Genomic DNA, 16,594 nt, shown 5'->3' on the forward strand with positions numbered 1-16,594 from the left:
TGCTGGAACACTAGGGCCGGCCGCTCCTCTTCTAGGGTGCAGGGATGGAGGTTGCTGGGCAGCTTGCGGCTGCGCTCAGAGTTGAACGTTCAAGGGGGCACTATGAGGTACATCAGCATCCAGTCGATGATATCCGTCAGGAGCCGGCAGCATGACTTCATCCTGACGCCTTCCACCGCTGAGGATCTGGCCGGCTTCGCGCTTATGCTGCTGGTCGACGAGCTGGGCACCGAGGGCGCTCGCCTCTATCTACGCAAGCGATTCGCCGAGTACCGACCCGACTACAGAGGCATAGGGCGCGATGAACGCCCAGCCAGGAAGAACGAGGCCGACCGCCGAGGGGGCCACTCTAACCGCTGACTTCCCTGTCGTCGGACCGCCAGCTAGAGGTCGTCCGACACAAACGCATAGGCTGTGTGCAATTTGCCATCACCTATGCGCTAACATCGGGACTCCTTCATCAAGCAGGAGCAACGCAATGTCACAGGGTATTTTTCACGTGCGATTCCAATCCAACCTCGCAGATTTCGGCGAAGGCTTGGTGGTAGTCAAGGACGGCAGCGTTAACGGAGGCGATGGTCATTTCCTGTACCGAGGGACGCTCTCTGCAGAAAGCGGCCCCGTAAGCGGGCAGTTGTCTGTTGATAAATGGCGCACAGGCAACCACTCCGTGGTTAACCTTGATCACTTCAAGCTCAATGTCCAAGGCGCCATCGACTACGTGCAGGGCACCCTGTCCCTCCAAGGCCAAGTCGAGAACGCACCGCACCTCAGCATTTCAATCAGCGGCCAAAAGGTTGCAGATGCCGTTTGACTTGTAATTAATAGGTGCCGGGTTCAATTCGTAGTCCCGGCACCATAAAAACAAGGCCTCGCAGCGATGCGGGGTCTTTGTTTTTTGTCAGACGTACAATTGAACGTACAAAACCCTGTCTGCCATGATGCACTTGCCTGCACCAGGAGCAGGAGCAAAGCGATCTCGGCGCGCGAGCGCCCGCCCCCCGTGGATGACTGTGAGGACTCAAATGGAAGTCAGCGCTTGGTACCTTGATTGGAAATTTTGGTCCGCAGTCGTTGCATGGCTCAGCTTCACAATGAATGTCGCGCCATGGTTCATCCGAAAAGCTAAAGGCACCACTCTAAGAATCTCCCCCCTTCATTCAATTTCGCTCAGCCATAAAATTGGAATCACCAACTTACAATGGCATTTGAAATTCGAGAATGATGGCGGATCAACACTCAATGTAGAACGGGTCTACCTAGATATTTCCAGCGACAAAGGGCAGATTCGGATCCCAGCATTTTCTTATTTTGAAAAGAACCCTGCTGACCAAACAGTCTTCGCCGGATTAAGGCTAAAGCCAGGTGAGATCTGGCAAGGATTTTTATGGTTCAACGAAGATCTTGCGCGTGAGCAATACCGGGAGCTGCGACTCATAGAGGCGGAGACGCGGGCGGAGCTCAATAGAGGGCGAGCCCAATTCCCCGATCGACCAGTGCAGGTGATCGGCCCTCAGCTTCTCGCAAGAATTAACCAGTTCTTTGAGAGCACCTTCAAACTTACCGCAACCGAATACCAAGTTAGTGTTACGGCCGAGTGTAAAGAGCGGGTTTTCTCATACCCTGGCTATAGATTCACCCTCTATGAGGGCGACATCTCCGAACTCCGCTCACACACTATCCGCTATTTGAGTGGAGACGGTGTTAGTTGGTATTCGGATACCAGTACTTGGATGAGCGTGACGGCCCGAAAGAACTAAAGCGGCTGGCACACTATCGACACCGCTTTCAGTTCCCGCTCGTAGCCGAGCCGCGGCCGGCGCTCCGTCATTAGCGCCGGAGCCGTCACATCGAACCGTTCTATAGGAAACCTGCGCCATGACAGTAATCCAGGCTTGCGGAATATCCCCTCGCCTCTCTCTGACACCTCTTCGCGTCGATGACATCGACGACATTCAGGCCCTTGGCGATGACGCTCAAGTGTTTGAGCATATTCCTGAGATACCAATCCCTTTTGATGCTAGGCAGTGGGTAGGCAGAACCCTATCAAATCAGGAGAACTACATTTGCCACGTAGTTCGGCTGAAGGGATCAGGAATCCCTATTGGTTACGTTCAGATCAACCGTCGTCGGAACTTGGACCTGCAGCTAGGATACTGGCTTGGCCAACAGCACTGGGGTTCACACTACGGTCTTGAGGCTGCTGCTCAGGCACTGATTCTGTTTCATTCTCACGGAGGACGAGGTGCAATTTTCGCTGCCGCGCACCCTAAAAATATTGCCTCGATCCGCATCCTGGCCCACCTCGGCTTCAAGTCATGCGAAACCACCGCGCCTCTAGCCGACATACCAATTGGAATGATTGATCATGTTATGACTCTTTGAGTCATAGAGTGCCTTGCCACTGAGGCAGTAGTGTCAGGGTAACTTCGCCGGTGGCGCCAGTAGTGCCTCATACGCTCGCTCACAGGCCAACCCCGCTACTCGACTTCGATCAAGCGCTGCCGCCAGCTCTCCCGCTCGGCGGTCAGCGCTTGCGAACAGGTCGGCGAGCACCCCGAAGGCGTCGAGTCCTGCCGCGCGCTGCTGGGCAGCGATGGCACTGCAGGTGGCTCCTCGACCGGCGCGCAGTCGGTCGACTTCGAGCTGCAGCCGATCAGCAGCAGACTCAGCAGCAGCGGCATCAGCTTGTGCCGCCTCCAATTTCCCCTTGGCGTCACGATCCACCTCATCGGCCGCCCTCTGGCGGCGCTGCTCTTCAGCTCTCGCCCGCGCCCCCGCCCGGCGGTCGCGCTCGGCAACCTCCAGGCGGTAATCGCTGAGCCCCTTTTCCGCCTCAACCTTGCCGGCGTTCGCGCTGGCAACATCGACCTGCAGGTCAGCAATCCGCAGCTGCTGCAGCCCGGCCACCAGCACCAGGGCCAGCAGCCACCAGCTCCAGGCCGGCAACTCTTTCACCCATCCCATTAGGCGCCCTCCTCGGGTACGCGGTATCGAGACAGTCACCCTCACCGACGCAAACGAAACCCCTGAGGGCGTGCTGACCAATCGCCGCAAGGGCAGCCGGGACAATATCGTGCGCTGGACACCACGCCTGCGCGCCGCCTGGGATGCAGCGAAGCAAGTGCGTACCGATATCTGGGGAAAGAAGAAGATGCCAGTCCCGTTCGCGCCGGAGCAGCGCCGAATCATCGTGGCTGCCCACGGTGGAGCCTTGCAGAAGTCGAGCCTGGACACGGCTTGGCAGCGCCTGATCACCCAGGCAATTGAGAAGGGAATCATGACGACCGAGCAACGCTTCGGTCTTCACGACTTTAAAAGGAGGGGAATTACCGACACTGCTGGAACCCGGGCAGACAAACAGGAAGCCAGCGGACACCGTGACGAATCTATGTTGGATGTCTATGACCTAAGCGTGCCAACAGTGAACCCAGCGGGCGAACCTACGCAAGCACCTTGACATCCAAAGCGTCGCAGAGCCTTTGGCTCGCTCCGCCAGTTAACTTGTTCCTGATCGCTGTCTTGCCGGGGACAAAGGCAATGATCTCAGCGTGCGCCGGATTTGTTTCCTCTGGCGCTTCTGTTACCTCAAACTCAATAGGGGTCTCGCCGGAAAGCCCAATTCTCTTGATCTCAGCAACAGTAATAATTCCGTAGGCCTCGATCTTGACGTTCCCACCCATGATCTCTCGCTTGAAGATCTCAACTATCTCCTCAATCGGGAGGATCTTGAGCCTAGAGCAGGACTTATTTGGATAGGATCTAAACGCCCCCGCGGTACCGCGCTTGAGGACGGGGTCCCATGAGGGGAGATGCAGCGCAATCGCGACCTCCTCGCCATCCGGAACACAATTGCGCTGCAGAATCTGCTGCAAATCCATCTACTACTTTCTCACAGCAAATTCAGAATCTCTTCCTCAAACCGGGGGTCAGAAAACTCATAAAAGGCATCGTCGTCCCAGCCAGTGACAAACAGGGAATAGCCATTCTTCGAAAAAGTGATCTCAGCCAAGCCACCGCCGGCTGTCTTTGGCCAGTTGAGAACCATTTCCCCATCTGGGCTCATGAATACGCCCACTTCTTTACCGCGGAGTTCATAAGAGCTAATGAACTGCGCGCACCAATGCAGCGACTCAAGAGAAAGCTCTCTTGCATTCGAACCGTCCCACCCTGCCTCGCAGTCAAAAATCTGGGCCAGGCGCTCAGCAGAATGCGCGTCGAGGCACTGGTTGAAGTGAGCAACATAGAGCTGCTCCATCATTGCCCTCAGGCTTGAGTCAAAATTGGGGGCACCGATGCTCACAGACGTAAAGTCAAGCCCGCCCACGAACTCCGTAGCAGATGATGTGATCCGGTGATAGGAGCCGCTAATCTGACCAGGTGCGTTCCAGCGGAACTGAGCCTGAGCTCGCTCAAATAGTTGCTTCAGCCAGTCAAGCAATTGAGCGAGCGTAGGACCTCCAAGATCACTATCCACGCCACCAACTGGAGAGTAGCTGTAGTAAGTCGTCGAGGTCATATCGAACCGTCCTTAGGATGCATTACTGCGTGAATGGGCTTTGTCAGCTCAACGAAAACTCGGTGAATCTCATCACGCGCACGCGAGAAGGCGTCTAGCACAGCGTCAGGATTTCCAGCAACCGGCCCGTCAAAGTGAACCGACATATCCAATATTAGAGCCTTCTCGCCATTAACGGCGCCATCCATAAATTGCAGCGCCAATCTACCAAACGGCAATGGCTTAACGATCTGAAGCTGAGGAGTCATAGCTTGACCCGAGCCATTCAGCGTGTCGGGGAGGGAAATATTTATGCCCATCACTTCCGACAAGAACTTGTGCATGGAAGCACCGCTGGTGTGCAGTTCCTTGAATGCATCGATATATCGCAGTGTGGGGGCCATCTTCTCAGGGGCGCCGCTTTTGAAGCAGCACGCAAATAAAGCCTCAACCCCTTCACGAACGATCGGGCCAAAATCATCCCAAGACGAATAGGGCGGGACGGCATTTGCCGTGAAGATCCCTGCGCCGACCTGAAACAGCGACGACTTCTTCAGCGGCTGCTGTTCCTCCGCTCCCCCGCTATATCTAAATCGAATCACAGGCTCGTGGACCATCCAAGGAAAACCTTGGGGAATCAGCCTCTCGGAGTTTCTGAAACCCAAGTTTCCGAGCGCGCCCGCGAGCTCCGAGAAGGACTCTTCGAACGGTTGGAGCATCGGGGGGAGCAGGGGGATTGGCGCGCCCGGCGCAGCGTGAGGCGCATGAACGTCCCACCGAAGCTCAGCGATGATCTCCAGCAGGGGGGGAAACTCAAAACGTTCCTTCATAGGTGCTTCCGAGCCAACCCTATATAGATGTATAGGCGCTGGCCATTTTTCCATTGCAGAAAAAGGTGTTGTGGTCCTGCGCCTATCATCCCCTGCCCTGCGGGGCAAGGGATGATAAGCGCAGCCTACCTATTGACCCCCAAAAAGGCAAATTTGAGCACGTAAAATTAGAGCAGGAAGGCGCGTCAGTGGCGGAGCGGCGCGAGCCTTGTGCGTAAAAAGCGTCAACCTATGCCATTGATACCAAAGCAAAATTTCGCTGACTTGTAATCAGTAGGTCCCGGGTTCGATTCCTGGTGCCGGCACCATATAAAACAAAGGCCTCGCAGCGATGCGAGGCCTTTGTCTTTTCGGGCACTTACCCTCCGCTAAACCCATTCATGCGCTCGCGCCATCTCCCTGCCTTTTGCCAGGGCGAATCCCTTCATCGCGATCTAACCTCCAATAATTGCGCAACGCCCGGTACAGGGCGGCATCAGCGGAGTGAGCGATGATAAAAGACGACGATGAAATGAGCCTCGAAGGCCTGAGCCTGCAACCGATCGAACCGGCAGGCAGGCCGACCTCTGCGAGCGGCCCGGCCAAGTTCCAGATCGATACCCGGAGCAAGGTCGACCGGCGCAAGGGCGGTGATCGACGCCAGACGGTCCGCTTCGAGGAAGACCGACGAAAGGGCGATCGTCGCGCCAAGGCCAATCCCTGGGACCACGGCGCAGACCTCTGATTCGCCCATCCAGAGGCCCGCCCCGGAGGCCGGGCCTCACCACGCCTGCACTCGCCTATCCGCCAAACTTGCATCGCGCCTGCTATGCCAACAAGCTATGCGCCATCAGAAATGCTCAGGACATGGAACATGCGCATCTTGGTCACCGGCGGGGCCGGCTTCATTGGTTCGGCGCTCATTCGCCATCTGCTGACCGACACCCAGCATGAGGTGCTCAACCTCGACAAACTGACCTACGCCGGCAACCTCGAATCACTGGCACCGGTCTCAGGCAATCCGCGCTACCAGTTCCTCCAGGCCGACATCGCCGACAGCCGGGCCGTCGACGCTGCCCTGGCCCGGTTCCAGCCAGACGCCGTGATGCACCTGGCCGCCGAGTCCCATGTCGATCGCTCCATCGACGGCCCGGCCGCCTTCATCCAGACCAACATCATCGGCACCTACAGCCTGCTGGAAAGCGTGCGCGCCTATTGGCTCAGGCTGGGCGCCGAGCGCAAGGCAGCCTTCCGTTTCCACCATATTTCCACCGACGAGGTGTATGGCGACCTCCACGGCGTGGATGACCTCTTCACCGAAACCACGCCCTACGCGCCCAGCTCGCCCTACTCGGCCAGCAAGGCTGCCTCGGACCACCTGGTCCGCGCCTGGCACCGCACCTATGGCCTGCCGGTGCTGCTGACCAACTGCTCGAATAACTACGGCCCCTATCACTTCCCCGAGAAGCTGATCCCGCTGATGATCCTCAATGCCCTGGAAGGCAAGCCGCTGCCGGTCTACGGCAATGGCCAGCAGGTCCGCGACTGGCTGTTCGTCGAGGACCATGCCCGCGCGCTGGTGGAAGTGGTCACCCGTGGCCAGGTTGGTGAGACCTACAACATCGGCGGCCACAACGAGCAGAAGAACCTCGATGTCGTCCGCGCCATCTGCGCCCTGCTGGAAGAGCTGGCCCCGCAGAAGCCGGCAGGCATCGCCCGCTACGAAGACCTGATCACCTATGTGAAGGACCGCCCGGGCCACGACCTGCGCTACGCCATCGATGCCGGCAAGATCGAGCGCGAACTCGGCTGGACGCCGAAGGAAACCTTCGAGACCGGCCTGCGCAAGACCGTCCGCTGGTACCTCGACAATATGGAGTGGAGCCACCGCGTACAGGATGGCAGTTACCAACGCGAGCGACTGGGAGCGTCCGCATGAAAGGGATAGTCCTCGCCGGAGGCTCCGGCACCCGTCTGCACCCCATCACCCTGGGGGTATCCAAGCAGCTGCTGCCGATCTACGACAAGCCGATGATCTATTACCCGATCTCGGTGCTGATGCTCGCCGGTATCCGCGAGATCCTGGTGATCTCCACGCCCCATGACCTGCCGCAATACCGCAACCTGCTGGGCGACGGCAGCCAGTTCGGCGTGCAGTTCAGCTACGCCGTGCAACCCTCGCCGGACGGCTTGGCCCAGGCCTTCCTGATCGGCGAGGAGTTCATCGGCGATGACTCGGTGTGCCTGATCCTCGGCGACAACATCTTCCACGGCCAGCATTTCACCGAGAAGCTCAAGCGCGCGGCCCAGGCTCCGAGCGGCGCCACCGTATTCGGCTACTGGGTGAAGGACCCGGAACGCTTCGGCGTGGTGGAATTCGATGAGCAGGACCGCGCCGTCTCCATCGAGGAAAAGCCGGCCAAGCCGAAGTCCAGCTATGCCGTCACCGGTCTGTACTTCTATGACAACGACGTGATTCGCATCGCCAAGGCGGTCAAGCCCTCCCCCCGTGGCGAGCTGGAGATCACCGACGTCAACAACGCCTACCTCAAGCGCGGCGACCTGCGGGTCGAGCGTTTCGGCCGTGGCTTCGCCTGGCTGGACACCGGCACCCACGACAGCCTGCTCGAAGCGTCCCAGTACGTGCAGACCATCGAGCACCGCCAGGGCCTCAAGGTTGCCTGCCTGGAAGAGATCGCCTATCAACAACGCTGGATCGACAAGGAACAGTTGCTCGTTCGTGCCAAGGCCTTCGGCAAGACCGGCTACGGCCAGTACCTGTTCAATATCGCCGGTGAAACCCCGTGAAAGCCATTTCCACCGATCTGCCCGATGTTCTCATCCTTGAGCCGAAAGTCTTCGGCGATGAGCGCGGCTTCTTCTTCGAGAGTTTCAACGCCCGCACCTTTACCGAGGTGACCGGCGTCCAGCGCGAGTTCGTGCAGGACAACCACTCGCGCTCGCAGCGCGGCGTCCTGCGAGGCCTGCACTATCAGCTACAAAAGACCCAGGGCAAGCTGGTGCGGGTCGTCCAGGGTGAGGTATTCGACGTCGCCGTGGACGTTCGCCGCAGCTCGCCTACCTTTGGCCGCTGGGTCGGGGTTCACCTCTCCGCCGAGAACAAGCGCCAGCTCTGGGTGCCCGAAGGCTTCGCCCACGGTTTCCTGGTGCTGAGCGAATCCGCCGAATTCCTCTACAAGACCACCGACTACTACGCGCCCGAGCACGAGCGCTGCATTCGCTGGGACGACCCGGACCTGGCCATCGACTGGCCGATCGCCGAGGCGCCGCAGCTGTCCGCGAAGGATCAGGCCGGGGCCAACTTCAAGGACGCGGACCTGTTCCCATGAAGATCCTCATCACCGGCAACAACGGCCAGGTGGCGCGGGAGCTCCGGCTGGCACTGGCCGACAAGGCCAACGTGATCGCCCTCGGTCGCGACCGGCTCGATCTGGCCAACACCGAACTGCTCCGCCAGCAGGTCCGTGCCCAGGCCCCCGACCTGCTGATCAACGCCGCCGCCCACACCGCGGTGGACCAGGCCGAGAGCGAGCCGGAAGCCGCCTTCGCCATCAATGCCACGGCCCCCGGCGTGCTCGCCGAGGAAGCCGCCGCCCTTGGCATCCCGCTGATCCACTACTCCACCGACTACGTCTTCGACGGCACCGGCCCCGGTGCCTACAGCGAGGCTGATGCCCCCAATCCGCTTGGCGTCTATGGCCGCAGCAAGCTGGCCGGCGAACAGGCCATCCAGGCCGTCGGAGGTCAGCACCTGATCCTGCGCACCAGTTGGGTCTACTCCCTGCACGGGCGCAACTTCCTGCTGACCATGCAGCGACTGTTGCAGGAGCGTGAGGAGCTGAAGGTGGTGGACGACCAGATCGGCGCCCCCACCTGGGCCGGCAGCATCGCCCAGGCCACCGCCCAGTTGGTGGAAGGCTGGCAGTCGGGCAACCGGCACTGGGGCGTCTACCACCTGACCAACCAGGGCGAGACCTCCTGGTTCGGCTTCGCCAGCGCCATCGCCGAGGGCCTGAAGGCTGCCGGCAAACCCTGCGCGCGGCTGCTGCCGATCCCTTCCAGCGAATACCCGACGCCCGCACGGCGCCCGCTCAACTCGCGGCTCGACTGCAGCAAGCTGGCCCGGGACTGGCACGTGACCCTGCCGGACTGGCGCAGCGCGCTGGCGGAGTGCCTGGCGCAGCCGCGCTAGGAACGCCCTTCCCAGGGCGGGGGTTTCCGGCCCCCGCTCTGCCCGCCTTGCGTTTCCTGGCAACACCCCTGGTGAGCCGATGCCATAATGCGCCTCATCGACCGGCGCACACTGACAGCATGACGACCTCCCCCGCCCCCCATCGCCCACGCTGGCGCAGCCTGGCGCTGCTGGCCTTGTTGCTGGCACCGCTGCTATGGCCGCTCCAGCACTTCAGCGAGCGTTACTACAGCCAGTCCCTCGCCGAGCAGAATCGCCAGACCCTCGACCTCTACGCCGCCAACCTGCTGGGCACCCTGCACCGCTACGAGGTGCTGCCGCCCATCCTGGCAGGCCTGCCGCCGCTGCGTGAGCTGCTGGCCGCCCCCAACGCTCCGGGGCTTCAGGCTGCGGCCAACCAGGTGCTGGCCGAAGTCCGCAGGGACACCGGGGCCGATGTGATCTACCTGATGAGCCCGGCCGGGCTGACCCTGAGCTCTTCCAACTGGGACCAGCCAGACAGCTTCGTCGGTCGCAACTTCGTCTTCCGACCCTATTTCCGTGAGGCCCTGGCCGGCAAGCAGGGGCGCTTCTTCGGCCTCGGCACCACCTCGCGCAAGCGCGGCTACTTCTTCGCCAGCCCGGTGCGCGACGGCGCGCAGATCGTCGGCATCCTGGTGGTGAAGGTGGACCTGGACGACGCCGAAACCCTCTGGGGCAACACCCCGGAGCAGCTCATGGTGACCGACGCCAACGGTGTGGTGATCATTTCCTCGCGCAGCGACTGGCGCTTCCGCGCCACCCGGCCGCTGGACAATGCCGAGCGTGCCGCCATCGCCGCCAACCAGCCCTATCCAACGCAGTCGCCGACACCGCTGAAGCTGGACGACAACGCCTGGCTCACCCAGAGCCGCGAACTCAAGGAAACCGGCCTGACCGCCAGCATCCTCGCCCCGCGCCAGCTGGTCGACCGCCTGGTGACCACCACCGTGGCCATCGGCGGCGCCACCCTGCTCACCCTGTTGCTGTTGCTCGGTCTGCTGATGCAGCGGCGCCGTCACTATCTCGACCGTATCGCCCTTGACGCCCGCGCCCGTCGCGAGCTGGAAATGCGCGTGCTGGAACGCACCCAGGACCTCGAAGCGCTGAATAGCCGCCTCAAGGACGAAGTGCTGGAGCGCGAACAGGCGCAGCAGGAACTGGTGCGCGCCCAGGACGAACTGGTGCAGGCCAGCAAGCTGTCCGCCCTGGGCACCATGTCGGCGAGCATCAGCCACGAACTCAACCAGCCCCTGGCGGCCATCCGCAGCTACGCCGACAACGCCGGCGTGCTGCTGGATCACCAGCGTATCGACGACGCCCGCGACAACCTGCGACAGATCAGCGAACTGACCGGGCGCATGGCCTCGATCATCGCCCACCTGCGCGCCTTCGCCCGACGCGATCGCCACGCCCCGGAAAGCGTCGCCCTGCAGCCGGCCCTGGACGACGCCCTGGCGCTCCTGGCCAAACGCCGCCGGGCCATGGACGTGGAACTGATCCGCGACCTGCCGGATGCGCCGCTCTGGGTCCAGGCAGGCGAAACCCGCCTGCGCCAGGTGCTTGGCAACCTGCTCGCCAATGCCCTCGACGCCCTTTCGGAGAAACCCCTGCCCCGACGCATCTGGCTCAGCACCGAAACCACGACCGACGGCGTCGACCTGCACCTGCGGGACAACGGCCCCGGCTTCTCCGAAGACGCCCTGCGCCACGCCCGCGAGCCCTTCTTCACCACCAAGACCAGCGCCCAGGGCCTTGGCCTGGGCCTGGCCATCTGCGATAGCTTGATGCGCGCCCTCGGCGGCGAATTGCTGCTTGCCAACCACCCCGAAGGCGGGGCCCTGCTGACCCTGCGCCTGCGCAACGCCGCCCCCGGCGTCGTCCCACAGCCACCCGAGGATCTCTCTGCATGACCAACGCCCTTGATGCCCGCACCCAGGTGCTGCTGATCGACGACGACCCGCACCTGCGCCAGGCCCTCAGCCAGACCCTCGACCTGGCCGGCCTCAAGGTACAGGCACTCGGCGACGCCCAGGGCGTGGCGGAGAAGATCGGCAACGACTGGCCGGGCGTGGTGGTCACGGATATCCGCATGCCCGGCATCGACGGCCTGGAACTGCTGCGCCAGCTGCATGAACGCGATCCCGACTTGCCGGTTCTGCTGATCACCGGTCATGGTGACGTGCCGCTGGCAGTGCAGGCCATGCGCGCCGGCGCCTACGACTTCCTGGAAAAACCCTTCCCCAGTGATCAGTTGCTGGACAGCGTGCGCCGCGCCCTCGATCTGCGCCGCCTGGTGCTGGAGAACCGCAGCCTGCGCCTGGCCCTCTCCGACCGCCAGCAGCTCAGCGGACGCCTGGTGGGGCAGTCTCCCGCCATGCAGCGCCTGCGCGACCAGATCGGCGCCCTGGCCGCCACCAACGCCGACGTGCTGATCCTTGGCGAGACCGGCGCCGGCAAGGAAGTGGTGGCCCGCGCCCTGCACGACTTGTCGGCCCGACGCGAAGGCCCCTTCGTCGCCATCAATGCCGGCGCCCTGGCAGAGTCCGTGGTGGAGAGCGAGCTCTTCGGCCACGAGCAAGGCGCCTTCACCGGTGCGCAGAAACGCCGCATCGGCAAGTTCGAATTCGCCAATGGCGGCACCGTGTTCCTCGACGAGATCGAGAGCATGAGCCTGGATGTGCAGGTCAAGCTGCTGCGCCTGCTGCAGGAACGGGTGGTGGAGCGTCTGGGCGCCAATCAGCTGATTCCCCTGGATATCCGCGTGATCGCCGCCACCAAGGAAGACCTGCGCCACGCTGCCGACAAAGGCCGCTTCCGCGCCGACCTCTATTACCGGCTGAACGTCGCCAGTCTGCGCATCCCGCCCCTGCGCGAGCGCGGCGAAGACGCCCTGGTGCTGTTCCAGCATTTCGCCGACGCCGCGAGCAGCCGCCACGGCATGGCCCCGCGTCGCCTCGACGGCAGCCAGCGCGCGCTGCTGCTGACTCATAACTGGCCCGGTAACGTCCGCGAACTGCAGAACGCCGCCGAACGCTTCGCCCTTGGCCTGGACCTGGCCCTGGACAATACGCCCGTGAACCTGCCCCAGGTGGAAGGCGGACTCAGCGAACAGGTGGACGCCTTCGAGCGCGCCCTGATCGCCGCCGAGCTGACCCGCCCCCACAACTCCCTGCGCAGCGTGGCCGAAGCCCTGGGCCTGCCACGCAAGACCCTTTCGGACAAACTGCGCAAACACAACCTCAGCTTCAGTGGCGGAAATCCGGCCGATGATCAGGACTGATCGGCAGAAATCCGCTTAGCCAGACCCGGCTGAACCTGGGCAATGCCCGGACCAGGGCGGTTCCACCGCCATGGCACGGTGCTTGCCGCTTCAGCGGCAACCCCTGCCTGGTGCAGGGTCAGGAGGCCATGCCCCACCAGGGCTCGACCTCTCCCCGCGCCGGCCACAAGCCAGCCAAGGGGCATTCCCTCGATCGCCATCGGGCCCAGCCCCGAGGCACCGCCCGACTACCCGTCGGACGTCCCAAGCCCGGCCCTGCGTCGGGCTTTTTCATTGCTGCGTTTGCGCGCGCCGGAATTCCGCTCGGGATCAACGCACCCTCCCCGTGGAAGGCTCAGGGTCGATCATTCAGGAAGCGGGCAAGGTCCACCGGCTGGCCAGGGCGAATGCCCAGTTGCTGGCGCAAATCGGCATAGGCTTTCTCGAAATCGGCATGCAGCTCGGGCATCCGATCCAACCCCAGTCGCAGGCCGTATTTGCGCAGCCGCAGGCCGACACTCTGGAGGAAGTTGTAGGCCACATCCCCATGGAGGGAGAAACGTTCATGCACGGGGTTTCCGTCGACCTGTCCGCTCAGTTCAAAGTTCACGAACGGGCCCTGTTCGCGCTTTTCGACTTCATAGTTCAGCACCAGATCGTATTCCGGATATTTCAAGGATGATGGCTGTTTAATGGCAATTTGACCTCGTCTAAACATGATATTTCCTACTTATCTATTAAGTCTTTTCTTACTTAAAAGATTCCGCTTTATCGCCAAATAGACCGACATCTGCCTGTAATTTCCTACAAGGAATATGGAGTTAGGCCTTAGGAACCGAGGCTGTAAAGTTGCGACTTGAAGGCCCGGGAAAACCGACTAGCTTGTATTAGGCGCTGCATGGGATGGCACGCCGAACGCTCTATCTTGCTCCCTTTGAGCAGCGATCTGCAGCGATACCCCCCTCACGAGAGTAAGGAAGCTGACCGCATGAGCCATTAGCAAGCTATTGATCTGGATCAGAACGCAGTCGATCGACCACGCGCTCAAATAAGCACAGTTCCTACTTCGGTTAGAGGTGCAGAATGTCCGAATCTTCAGACAAACTTCGACTAGGTGCCCTGGTAGCACTGGTAGTCGGCTCGATGGTGGGCGGGGGTATTTTCTCGTTACCGCAAAACATGGCGGCCAGTGCCGATGTTGGCGCCATTCTTATTGGCTGGGGCATTACCGCGGTGGGCATGCTCACCCTGGCATTCGTCTTCCAGACCCTGGCCAACCGCAAGCCCAACCTCGACGGCGGGGTATATGCCTACGCCAAGGCCGGGTTCGGCGACTACATGGGTTTTTCCTCGGCCTGGGGCTACTGGATCAGTGCCTGGCTGGGCAACGTCGGCTACTTCGTGCTGCTGTTCAGCACCCTGGGCTACTTCTTCCCGATCTTCGGTGAGGGCAACACGCTGGCGTCCATCATCGGCGCCTCCATCGTGCTCTGGGCGGTGCACTTCCTGGTGCTGCGCGGGATCAAGGAAGCGGCCTTCATCAACATGGTCACCACCGTCGCCAAGGTCGTGCCGCTGTTCCTGTTCATCCTCATCTGCCTGTTCGCCTTCAAGCTGGACATCTTCACCGCCGACATCTGGGGCGCCAGCAACCCTGACCTGGGCAGCGTGATGAACCAGGTGCGCAACATGATGCTGGTCACCGTCTGGGTGTTCATCGGCATCGAGGGCGCGAGCATCTTCTCCGCCCGCGCCGAGAAACGCAGCGACGTGGGCAAGGCCACCGTGCTGGGCTTCGTCATCGTGCTGCTGCTGTTGGTGCTGGTGAATGTGCTGTCCCTGGGCATCATGACTCAGCCGGATCTGGCCAAGCTGCAGAACCCCTCCATGGCGGCCGTGCTCGAGCACGTGGTTGGCCACTGGGGTGCGATCCTGATCAGCGTGGGCCTGGTCATTTCCCTGGTCGGCGCCCTGCTCTCCTGGGTGCTGCTGTGCGCCGAGATCCTCTTCGCCGCCGCCAAGGACCACACCATGCCGGCCTTCATCCGCCAGGAGAACGCCAACAAGGTGCCGGCCAACGCCCTCTGGCTGACCAACGCCATGGTGCAGCTGTTCCTGATCATCACCCTGTTCAGCAAGGGCACCTACCTGTCGCTGATCTACCTGGCGACCTCAATGATCCTGGTGCCCTACCTCTGGTCCGCCGCCTACGCAGTACTGCTACCCCTGCGCGGCGAGACCTACGAGCAGGACGCCTCGGATCGCACCAAGGATTTCATCATCGCCGCCATCGCGCTGGTCTACGCCGTGTGGCTGGTCTATGCGGGCGGCGTGAAGTACCTGCTGCTTTCCGCCCTGCTCTATGCCCCGGGCGTAATCCTGTTCGCCAAGGCCAAACGGGAAGTTGGCCAACCGGTGTTCACCCATGTCGAGAAGCTGATTTTCGCAGCCGTGGTAATCGGCGCGATCGTGGCGGCCTACGGCCTCTACGACGGCTTCCTGACCCTATAAATCGTAAGGAGACCTGCCATGTCCAAAGTCAAACTCGGCGTTCATTCGGAAGCCGGTAAATTGCATAAGGTAATGGTCTGCTCGCCGGGGCTTGCGCACACCCGCCTGACCCCCAACAACTGCGACGAGCTGCTGTTCGATGACGTGATCTGGGTCAGCCAGGCCAAGCGCGATCATTTCGATTTCGTCACCAAGATGCGCGAGCGCGGCATTGAAGTCCTTGAGATGCACAACCTGCTCACCGACATCGTGCAGAACAAGGAAGCCCTGAAGTGGATCCTCGATCGCAAGATCACCAATGACCAGGTCGGCATCGGCCTGGTCAATGAAGTCCGCTCCTGGATCGAAGGCCTGGAGCCGCGCAAGATCGCTGAATTCCTCATCGGCGGTGTAGCGGGTTCAGACCTGCCGGAGAGCGAAGGCGTCAGCGCCATCAAGATGTACCGTGACTACCTGGGCCACTCCAGCTTCATCCTGCCGCCGCTGCCCAACACCCAGTTCACCCGCGACACCACCTGCTGGATCTACGGCGGGGTGACCCTCAACCCCATGTACTGGCCGGCCCGACGTCAGGAAACCCTGCTGACCAGCGCCATCTACAAGTTCCACCCGACCTTCACCAACGCCGAGTTCGAAGTCTGGTACGGCGACCCTGACAAGGACCACGCCATGTCCACCCTGGAAGGTGGCGACGTGATGCCCATCGGCAACGGTGTGGTGCTGATCGGCATGGGCGAGCGGACCTCCCGCCAGGCCATCGGCCAACTGGCGCAGAGCCTGTTCGCCAAGGGCGCGGCACAGAAAGTGGTGGTCGCTGGCCTGCCCAAGTCCCGCGCCGCCATGCACCTGGACACCGTATTCACCTTCTGCGACCGCGACCTGGTCACCGTCTTCCCGGAAGTGGTGCGGGAAATCGTGCCCTTCGTGCTGCGCCCGGACGAGAGCCGCCCCTACGGCATCGACATCCGCCGCGAAGAGAAGGACTTCCTCTCGGTGGTGGCCGAGTCCCTCAACCTCAAGCAACTGCGCGTGGTGCAGACCGGCGGCGACGCCTTCGAAGCCGAGCGCGAGCAGTGGGATGACGGCAACAACGTGGTCTGCCTGGAGCCCGGCGTGGTGGTCGGCTACGACCGCAACACCTACACCAACACCCTGCTGCGCAAGGCCGGCGTCGAGGTGGTCACCATCAGCGCCAGCGAACTGGGCCGCGGCCGTGGCGGTGGCCACTGCATGACCTGCCCGATCCTGCGCGACCCGATCGATTACTGAGTTGATACCCCTGG

The 16,594-nt window shown here is 61.7% G+C and carries 18 protein-coding genes and 1 pseudogene; 14 read left to right on the forward strand and 5 right to left on the reverse strand.

Features of this window, described 5'->3' with window-relative positions:
• The first annotated feature begins 102 nt into the window (after positions 1 to 102).
• The 4 genes from TQ98_RS25205 to TQ98_RS25220 all read left to right on the forward strand — a co-directional run bounded on the left by TQ98_RS25205 (position 103) and on the right by TQ98_RS25220 (position 2,385).
• On the forward strand, positions 103 to 360 hold the full coding sequence (locus tag TQ98_RS25205) for a hypothetical protein (protein ID WP_146036039.1): 258 nt from the start codon (positions 103 to 105) through the stop codon (positions 358 to 360).
• Positions 361 to 478: 118 nt separating this feature from the next.
• A complete protein-coding gene (locus TQ98_RS25210; RefSeq protein WP_044873067.1) occupies positions 479 to 814 on the forward strand; it encodes a GrlR family regulatory protein in 336 nt (111 codons plus the stop codon).
• A gap of 211 nt (positions 815 to 1,025) precedes the next feature.
• A complete protein-coding gene (locus tag TQ98_RS25215) occupies positions 1,026 to 1,760 on the forward strand; it encodes a hypothetical protein (protein ID WP_044873068.1) in 735 nt (244 codons plus the stop codon).
• 118 nt (positions 1,761 to 1,878) lie between these two features.
• Positions 1,879 to 2,385 (forward strand): GNAT family N-acetyltransferase, encoded by a 507-nt coding sequence (locus TQ98_RS25220; RefSeq protein ID WP_082073248.1) that lies wholly within the window; start codon positions 1,879 to 1,881, stop codon positions 2,383 to 2,385.
• A gap of 33 nt (positions 2,386 to 2,418) precedes the next feature.
• Here TQ98_RS25220 and TQ98_RS25225 read toward each other — a convergent pair whose 3' ends face one another.
• Positions 2,419 to 2,967 (reverse strand): DUF2514 family protein, encoded by a 549-nt coding sequence (locus TQ98_RS25225; RefSeq protein ID WP_044873069.1) that lies wholly within the window; start codon positions 2,965 to 2,967, stop codon positions 2,419 to 2,421.
• 13 nt (positions 2,968 to 2,980) lie between these two features.
• Between TQ98_RS25225 and TQ98_RS25230 the strand changes: the two are divergent.
• Positions 2,981 to 3,460 (forward strand): annotated as a pseudogene (locus tag TQ98_RS25230) (integrase); the annotation flags it as partial.
• On the opposite strand, the gene TQ98_RS25235 reads toward TQ98_RS25230, so the two are convergent.
• From TQ98_RS25235 to TQ98_RS25245, 3 genes are read right to left on the reverse strand one after another with little or no spacing between them, the layout of a single operon-like run.
• Positions 3,444 to 3,881 (reverse strand): hypothetical protein, encoded by a 438-nt coding sequence (locus tag TQ98_RS25235; protein WP_044873070.1) that lies wholly within the window; start codon positions 3,879 to 3,881, stop codon positions 3,444 to 3,446. The pseudogene TQ98_RS25230 and the gene TQ98_RS25235 overlap by 17 nt on opposite strands.
• Before the next feature lie 11 nt (positions 3,882 to 3,892).
• On the reverse strand, positions 3,893 to 4,519 hold the full coding sequence (locus TQ98_RS25240) for a hypothetical protein (RefSeq protein WP_044873071.1): 627 nt from the start codon (positions 4,517 to 4,519) through the stop codon (positions 3,893 to 3,895).
• Positions 4,516 to 5,328 carry a TIGR04255 family protein gene (locus TQ98_RS25245; RefSeq protein WP_044873072.1) on the reverse strand — a complete coding sequence of 271 codons (813 nt, stop codon included), beginning with the start codon at positions 5,326 to 5,328 and terminating at the stop codon, positions 4,516 to 4,518. Before TQ98_RS25245 ends, TQ98_RS25240 begins: the two co-directional genes overlap by 4 nt.
• A 511-nt stretch (positions 5,329 to 5,839) precedes the next feature.
• On the opposite strand from TQ98_RS25245, the gene TQ98_RS25255 reads away from it, so the two are divergent.
• The 7 genes from TQ98_RS25255 to TQ98_RS25285 all read left to right on the forward strand — a co-directional run bounded on the left by TQ98_RS25255 (position 5,840) and on the right by TQ98_RS25285 (position 12,821).
• Positions 5,840 to 6,052 carry a hypothetical protein gene (locus TQ98_RS25255; RefSeq protein ID WP_242443177.1) on the forward strand — a complete coding sequence of 71 codons (213 nt, stop codon included), beginning with the start codon at positions 5,840 to 5,842 and terminating at the stop codon, positions 6,050 to 6,052.
• A 129-nt stretch (positions 6,053 to 6,181) separates the two neighbouring features.
• Complete coding sequence (gene rfbB, locus TQ98_RS25260; RefSeq protein WP_103103090.1) at positions 6,182 to 7,246, forward strand: dTDP-glucose 4,6-dehydratase; 1,065 nt, start codon at positions 6,182 to 6,184, stop codon at positions 7,244 to 7,246.
• The gene (gene rfbA, locus TQ98_RS25265) at positions 7,243 to 8,115 is read left to right on the forward strand and encodes a glucose-1-phosphate thymidylyltransferase RfbA (protein WP_044873076.1); all 873 of its coding nucleotides are present in this window, start codon (positions 7,243 to 7,245) and stop codon (positions 8,113 to 8,115) included. Before rfbB ends, rfbA begins: the two co-directional genes overlap by 4 nt.
• Positions 8,112 to 8,657 (forward strand): dTDP-4-dehydrorhamnose 3,5-epimerase, encoded by a 546-nt coding sequence (rfbC, locus tag TQ98_RS25270; RefSeq protein WP_044873077.1) that lies wholly within the window; start codon positions 8,112 to 8,114, stop codon positions 8,655 to 8,657. The genes rfbA and rfbC overlap by 4 nt, the downstream gene beginning before the upstream one ends.
• Positions 8,654 to 9,520, forward strand: a complete 867-nt coding sequence (gene rfbD, locus TQ98_RS25275; RefSeq protein ID WP_044873078.1) for a dTDP-4-dehydrorhamnose reductase — start codon at positions 8,654 to 8,656, stop codon at positions 9,518 to 9,520. Before rfbC ends, rfbD begins: the two co-directional genes overlap by 4 nt.
• 119 nt (positions 9,521 to 9,639) lie before the next feature.
• Positions 9,640 to 11,451, forward strand: a complete 1,812-nt coding sequence (locus tag TQ98_RS25280) for an ATP-binding protein (RefSeq protein ID WP_044873456.1) — start codon at positions 9,640 to 9,642, stop codon at positions 11,449 to 11,451.
• Entirely contained in the window at positions 11,448 to 12,821 is a 1,374-nt protein-coding gene (locus tag TQ98_RS25285) for a sigma-54 dependent transcriptional regulator (protein ID WP_044873079.1), read from the forward strand. Before TQ98_RS25280 ends, TQ98_RS25285 begins: the two co-directional genes overlap by 4 nt.
• A gap of 334 nt (positions 12,822 to 13,155) precedes the next feature.
• On the opposite strand, the gene TQ98_RS25290 is transcribed toward TQ98_RS25285, so the two are convergent.
• On the reverse strand, positions 13,156 to 13,518 hold the full coding sequence (locus tag TQ98_RS25290; RefSeq protein WP_044873080.1) for a DUF5064 family protein: 363 nt from the start codon (positions 13,516 to 13,518) through the stop codon (positions 13,156 to 13,158).
• A 365-nt stretch (positions 13,519 to 13,883) separates the two neighbouring features.
• Here TQ98_RS25290 and arcD point away from each other — a divergent pair, with 365 nt between their 5' ends.
• A complete protein-coding gene (arcD, locus tag TQ98_RS25295; protein WP_044873081.1) occupies positions 13,884 to 15,311 on the forward strand; it encodes an arginine-ornithine antiporter in 1,428 nt (475 codons plus the stop codon).
• A gap of 18 nt (positions 15,312 to 15,329) precedes the next feature.
• Positions 15,330 to 16,580, forward strand: a complete 1,251-nt coding sequence (arcA, locus tag TQ98_RS25300) for an arginine deiminase (protein ID WP_044873082.1) — start codon at positions 15,330 to 15,332, stop codon at positions 16,578 to 16,580.
• The last annotated feature ends 14 nt before the right edge of the window (positions 16,581 to 16,594 follow it).

It is taken from the genome of Pseudomonas sp. LFM046 (assembly GCF_000949385.2).
Classification (GTDB): Bacteria; Pseudomonadota; Gammaproteobacteria; order Pseudomonadales; family Pseudomonadaceae; genus Metapseudomonas.

What these genes read in the sequence shown, in the direction of transcription:
- TQ98_RS25225 (WP_044873069.1), bottom strand. Translation starts at nt 2,967, where the DNA reads ATGGGATGGGTGAAAGAGTTGCCGGCCTGGAGCTGGTGGCTGCTGGCC.
- TQ98_RS25220 (WP_082073248.1), top strand. Translation starts at nt 1,879, where the DNA reads ATGACAGTAATCCAGGCTTGCGGAATATCCCCTCGCCTCTCTCTGACA.
- TQ98_RS25240 (WP_044873071.1), bottom strand. Translation starts at nt 4,519, where the DNA reads ATGACCTCGACGACTTACTACAGCTACTCTCCAGTTGGTGGCGTGGAT.
- TQ98_RS25215 (WP_044873068.1), top strand. Translation starts at nt 1,026, where the DNA reads ATGGAAGTCAGCGCTTGGTACCTTGATTGGAAATTTTGGTCCGCAGTC.
- TQ98_RS25210 (WP_044873067.1), top strand. Translation starts at nt 479, where the DNA reads ATGTCACAGGGTATTTTTCACGTGCGATTCCAATCCAACCTCGCAGAT.
- rfbD (WP_044873078.1), top strand. Translation starts at nt 8,654, where the DNA reads ATGAAGATCCTCATCACCGGCAACAACGGCCAGGTGGCGCGGGAGCTC.
- arcD (WP_044873081.1), top strand. Translation starts at nt 13,884, where the DNA reads ATGTCCGAATCTTCAGACAAACTTCGACTAGGTGCCCTGGTAGCACTG.
- rfbB (WP_103103090.1), top strand. Translation starts at nt 6,182, where the DNA reads ATGCGCATCTTGGTCACCGGCGGGGCCGGCTTCATTGGTTCGGCGCTC.
- rfbA (WP_044873076.1), top strand. Translation starts at nt 7,243, where the DNA reads ATGAAAGGGATAGTCCTCGCCGGAGGCTCCGGCACCCGTCTGCACCCC.
- TQ98_RS25235 (WP_044873070.1), bottom strand. Translation starts at nt 3,881, where the DNA reads ATGGATTTGCAGCAGATTCTGCAGCGCAATTGTGTTCCGGATGGCGAG.
- TQ98_RS25290 (WP_044873080.1), bottom strand. Translation starts at nt 13,518, where the DNA reads ATGTTTAGACGAGGTCAAATTGCCATTAAACAGCCATCATCCTTGAAA.
- TQ98_RS25245 (WP_044873072.1), bottom strand. Translation starts at nt 5,328, where the DNA reads ATGAAGGAACGTTTTGAGTTTCCCCCCCTGCTGGAGATCATCGCTGAG.
- TQ98_RS25205 (WP_146036039.1), top strand. Translation starts at nt 103, where the DNA reads ATGAGGTACATCAGCATCCAGTCGATGATATCCGTCAGGAGCCGGCAG.
- TQ98_RS25280 (WP_044873456.1), top strand. Translation starts at nt 9,640, where the DNA reads ATGACGACCTCCCCCGCCCCCCATCGCCCACGCTGGCGCAGCCTGGCG.
- TQ98_RS25285 (WP_044873079.1), top strand. Translation starts at nt 11,448, where the DNA reads ATGACCAACGCCCTTGATGCCCGCACCCAGGTGCTGCTGATCGACGAC.
- TQ98_RS25255 (WP_242443177.1), top strand. Translation starts at nt 5,840, where the DNA reads ATGAGCCTCGAAGGCCTGAGCCTGCAACCGATCGAACCGGCAGGCAGG.
- arcA (WP_044873082.1), top strand. Translation starts at nt 15,330, where the DNA reads ATGTCCAAAGTCAAACTCGGCGTTCATTCGGAAGCCGGTAAATTGCAT.